We start from the raw sequence: 4,212 nt of genomic DNA, 5'->3' as shown, positions 1-4,212 counted from the left end.
GGCGGAGGGTGAGGTGCGGCTCGATCAGTTTGAGCAGGGCTGCGCCGCGGGGGTTGCGGGTGATCAACCACTGGTCGCCATCGCCGCCCATGTAGCCGACGGTGATGTCGGCGAGGCGGTTGGTGTAATCGACGCAGGTGCGGCAGGTGAGGGGGAAGAAATCGGCGGGAAGTTGGCTGATCGGCAGTTGCAGGAAGGGGATGAGGCGGGTGGGGCGGCCATCGGTGAAGCGAAGTTCCACGCGGTAGTCGGTGCGGAACTCGAGGTAGGAGATGGTGTCGGGGGCGGGGTCGAGGAGGTTCAGGAAGGTGTGGAAGTTGGCGGTGGTGGTGTTGTCGGAGCAGGGGGTGCCGATGACGTGGATCGCCTCGAACCCGAGGTCGCGTTCAAGGGCGCGCAGGGCATAGACCTGGCAAGGGATGCCGATGAAGGCGATGCGTTTGTGACCGGCGGCGCGGGCGGGTTCGAGCAGGGCGAGGGTGGGGGCGTAGCCCATGCGCATGCCGCGGGCCTGGGCCATGGCGGCGGGGTCGGTGATGATGACGGGCAGGGGTTTCCATCGGTCGGTGGGATCGGGGCCGACGGTGAGGACGGCGTCGACGGCGTGGGTTTCGAGCAGGGCGGCGGCCAGGGCGGTGGTGATGCCGGTCCATTGCGCGCCGGGGGCAGCGGGCGTGAGGCGGGCGCGGTGCATGCTGTGGATGACGCCGAAGAACGCCTCTTCGCCGAGGCGCGGGTCGGCGGGGCGGCCGTGGCTGCGGGTTTCCAGGCCGGGGTAATCGGGGGCGATGAACTGGCAGGCGCGGCCGCAGTCCTTGCCATCGCCGAGGCGCGAGACGCCGCAATCGGTGCAAAGGCCGGGGCGGGCGGTGCCGGTGAGGCTGGGGGCGGTGAGGCCGGGGGCAGTGAGACCGGGAGGGGCGGGCATGGGCACCTTTGGGCGGAAAAGACAGTGTCAGCGCAGATTGACAGTGTTGGCGAAAAGGTGCCAGAGTTTTGCCTGATCGGGGATAGTTTCGGCGCAGCCCTTGCATTTGTGCGAAAAAAGGCGCATGTGGCCCCTGCGAAACACTTATTATCGACCTCTGTTTCCTTCGCGGCTTCAGACTACTCGATCTTGAGGGGACTTAGCCGGGCCACCGCATGCTGCGGGTGGCGATACTAGAAGGAGACTTCACGATGGCCAAAGGCACCGTGAAATGGTTCAATGCAACCAAGGGTTTCGGTTTTATCGCACCGGAATCTGGCGGCAAGGACGTATTCGTCCATGTCACCGCGCTGGAGCGCGCAGGCATCCGTCAGCTGAACGACGGTCAGGCTGTGACGTTTGACGTGGAATCCGGCCGTGACGGTCGCGAATCGGCGATCAACCTCGCACTGGCATAAGCCTTACGCGTTATGAGATTTGAGACGGGGGTGGCCGAAAGGCCGCCCCCGTTTTGTTTTGCGGTAGCGGATGGTGATTGCGTGCGAAGTGTCATGCGTCGGGAGGCTGGGCTTTGCCTCGCAGGACAGATTTCTGGTGGTTAGGCACCTTTGGGTCCGAACGTCTTCGACGATCTGAGCCGCGGTCTGCCGGAACGGGGGGCGTTGTTTGCGCGGGACCGGACTTGCCGATCATCCGAAAGCTCGGTGAGCACTTGTCGGGCGGCGTCGTGCACCGCCGCTAACGTGTCACCGCGGGTGAGGTCAAATGCATTCGGGCGCGTTGTGGCATTGGTTATTCAGGCGACCAGCACGGTCCATGGCTGGCTGTAGCGGTGTTCTTCGAGATTGGGCGTGGTGCCAATGCGGTCGACCACGGCGAAGAGGCCGGGGGCGTGGAGCGGCGTCAGCACCCCGTGCCAGGTGCCGCGGTGCAGGTTGATGCCCTGCGCGCCGTTGGTGAGGAAGGCAAGCGGGGTGGCTTCGGGGGTGGCGGCCACAATGACTAGGAAGGGGTGCTCGGTCATCGGCACGAAGGCCTGAGAGCCGTCGGGGTGACGCTCGATCAGATCGAAGCGGTAGGGGAGCGCGCGGGGTTCGGCCTGGAAGATCGAGATGCCGGGGCGAGCCTCGGGGCCGAAGTCGAGGCGGGCGCGGTCGTGGAAGCGCTGGCAGAGGCCGGCGTTGATCAGCCGGTGGTCGCCGGTGGCCTCGAGCACGTCGCCGAAGGGGGCGAAGGCCTTGGCGGTGAGGGGTTGGGTGCGGAGGGTCTGCATTGGCGGGGCCTTGGCTGCGGCGGGAGCGAGGGGTTTCACACCCCTCGCGCTCCCCGTGGGATATTTGGGGACAGATGAAGGGTCAGCGGGTGAAGGGCCCGCGCAGGCGCGCATGGCGGTTGACGTCCTTGTACAGAAGGTAGCGGAACGGGCCGGGGCCGGCGGCGTAGCAGGCCTGCGGGCAATAGGCGCGCAGCCACATGAAATCACCGGCCTCGACCTCGACCCAGTCCTGGTTGAGCTTGTAGACGGCGCGGCCTTGCAACACGTAGAGGCCGTGTTCCATGACATGGGTTTCCTCAAACGGGATCAGGCCGCCGGGCTGGAAGGTGACGATATTGACATGGGCGTCGTGGCGGAGATCGGCGGGGTCGGTGAAGCGGGTGGTGGCCCAGACGCCATTGGTATCGGGCATCGGGATTGGCGGCACGTCGCGTTCGTTGATTACGATCGGCGCCGGTGGGGCGAGGCCTGGGCTGGGTTCATAGAGCTTGCGCAGCCAGTGGAAGCGGGCGGGGGCGGTGCCTTCGGCGAGGAGGGTCCAAGGGGTGCCGGGCGGGATGTAGGCGTAGGCGCCGGCGTCCATTTCGTAGCCGGTGCCGCCGAGGGTGAGGGTGGCGAGGCCGCCGGTGAAAAACAGCCAGTGTTCGGCGCCGGTTTCAGGATCAGGCGCGTCGGAGCCGCCGCCGGGGGCGACCTCCATCTCATATTGGCTGAAGGGTTCGGAAAAGCCGGTCATCGGGCGGGCGATGAGCCAAAGCTTGGTCCGGGTCCAGCCGGGCAGCGCGCTGGTGACGATGTCGGAAAAGCAGCCTTTGGGGATGACGGCATAGGCGGTAGTGAAGATGGCGCGCCCGGTCATCAACCGGGTTTGCGGCGGCAGGCCGCCTTCGGGGGCGTAGTATCCGGTCATGGAAGCTGATCCTTCAGGCGGAGGGCGGCGATGCGTTCGACTTGTGCGCAAGCGTTTGTGAATTCTTGTTCGGTATCGTTGGCGAGGCGGGTCTGGAAGGCTTGCAGAATGCTGGCCTTGGTATTGTCGCGCACCGCGATGATGAAGGGAAAGCCGTGCTTGACGGTGTAGTCGGCGTTCAGGCGCTGAAAGCTGGCGCGTTCGGCATCGGTCAGCGCGTCGAGCGCGGCGGAGGCTTGTTCGGCGGTGCTGTCGGCGGTGAGCCGCTTGGCCGCCGCAAGTTTGCCTGCGAGATCGGGGTGGGCATTGAGGACCGCGAGGCGTTCAGCGGGGGAGGCGGTGCGAAACACGCGGGCGAGGGCATGGGCGAGGCCGGTGGCGCAATCATGCGCGGGGCCAAGTTCAAGGGCGTGGGCGCGGGACGCAACCCACGGGGAATGTTCATAGATGCCGCCGAAGCGTTCGGTGAAACGGGCCAGTGTCATCTGGCTGGGGCGTTCGATGCGGCGGTGCGGATGAGTTGTGGCCCAGTGGCGGGCGATGTCGCGGCGGGCGGCAAACCAGACGCCGTCATGGCGCTGGGCGTGGTCGAGAAAGCGGATGAGCCCGGCGATCTTGCCGGGGCGGCCGATCAGCCGGCAGTGCAGGCCGATGGAAAACATTTTGGCGCGGCCAGCGGCACCTTCGGCATAGAGGGTGTCGAAGCTGTCGCGCAGGTATGTGAAAAACTGTTCGCTTTCGATGTAGCCGGGGGCTGTGGCAAAGCGCATGTCGTTGGCTTCGAGCGTGTAGGGGATCACCAGCTGGTCGCGATCACCCACCTCCAGCCAGTAGGGCAGATCGTCGTCGTAGGTGTCGGAGATCCAGTCGAAAGCGCCCGTTTCAGAGGTTAGGCGGACGGTGTTCATCGAGGTGCGACCGGTGTACCAACCGCGCGGCGCTGTGCCGGTGAGTTCGGTGTGCAGGCGGATGGATTCGGCGATCTGGGCGCGTTCCTCCGCTTCGGGCATGTCGCGGTGGTCGATCCACTTCAGGCCATGCGAGGCGATTTCCCAGCCTGCCTGTTGCATGGCGCCGAGCTGTTCGGGGCTGCGGGCC

At 66.0% G+C, this 4,212-nt stretch carries 5 protein-coding genes; 1 reads left to right on the top strand and 4 read right to left on the bottom strand.

The genetic code is table 11. From position 1 onward, the window contains the following. A partial coding sequence (locus RMO18_RS05575; RefSeq protein WP_309664459.1) for a Coenzyme F420 hydrogenase/dehydrogenase, beta subunit C-terminal domain occupies positions 1–928 on the bottom strand: 928 nt, incomplete at its 3' end. A 251-nt stretch (positions 929–1,179) separates the two neighbouring features. Between RMO18_RS05575 and RMO18_RS05570 the strand changes: the two genes are divergently transcribed. Further along, positions 1,180–1,386 carry a cold-shock protein gene (locus tag RMO18_RS05570; RefSeq protein WP_309664457.1) on the top strand — a complete coding sequence of 69 codons (207 nt, stop codon included), beginning with the start codon at positions 1,180–1,182 and terminating at the stop codon, positions 1,384–1,386. A gap of 338 nt (positions 1,387–1,724) precedes the next feature. On the opposite strand, the gene RMO18_RS05565 is transcribed toward RMO18_RS05570, so the two are convergent. The 3 genes from RMO18_RS05565 to uraD form a co-directional block, all read right to left on the bottom strand. Further along, entirely contained in the window at positions 1,725–2,201 is a 477-nt protein-coding gene (locus tag RMO18_RS05565; RefSeq protein WP_309664455.1) for an ureidoglycolate lyase, read from the bottom strand. Positions 2,202–2,283: 82 nt separating this feature from the next. After that, complete coding sequence (locus RMO18_RS05560; RefSeq protein WP_309664452.1) at positions 2,284–3,114, bottom strand: bifunctional allantoicase/(S)-ureidoglycine aminohydrolase; 831 nt, start codon at positions 3,112–3,114, stop codon at positions 2,284–2,286. After that, positions 3,111–4,212: 2-oxo-4-hydroxy-4-carboxy-5-ureidoimidazoline decarboxylase (gene uraD / locus RMO18_RS05555; RefSeq protein ID WP_309664449.1), on the bottom strand; the 1,102-nt coding region annotated here is incomplete at its 5' end. The genes uraD and RMO18_RS05560, both read right to left, overlap by 4 nt.

The organism is Tabrizicola sp., from assembly GCF_031377265.1.
Lineage (GTDB): Bacteria > Pseudomonadota > Alphaproteobacteria > Rhodobacterales > Rhodobacteraceae > JAUYQR01.
The sequence above is the reverse complement of the archived record's forward strand: the minus strand, read 5'-3'. Positions and strand labels throughout refer to the sequence as shown.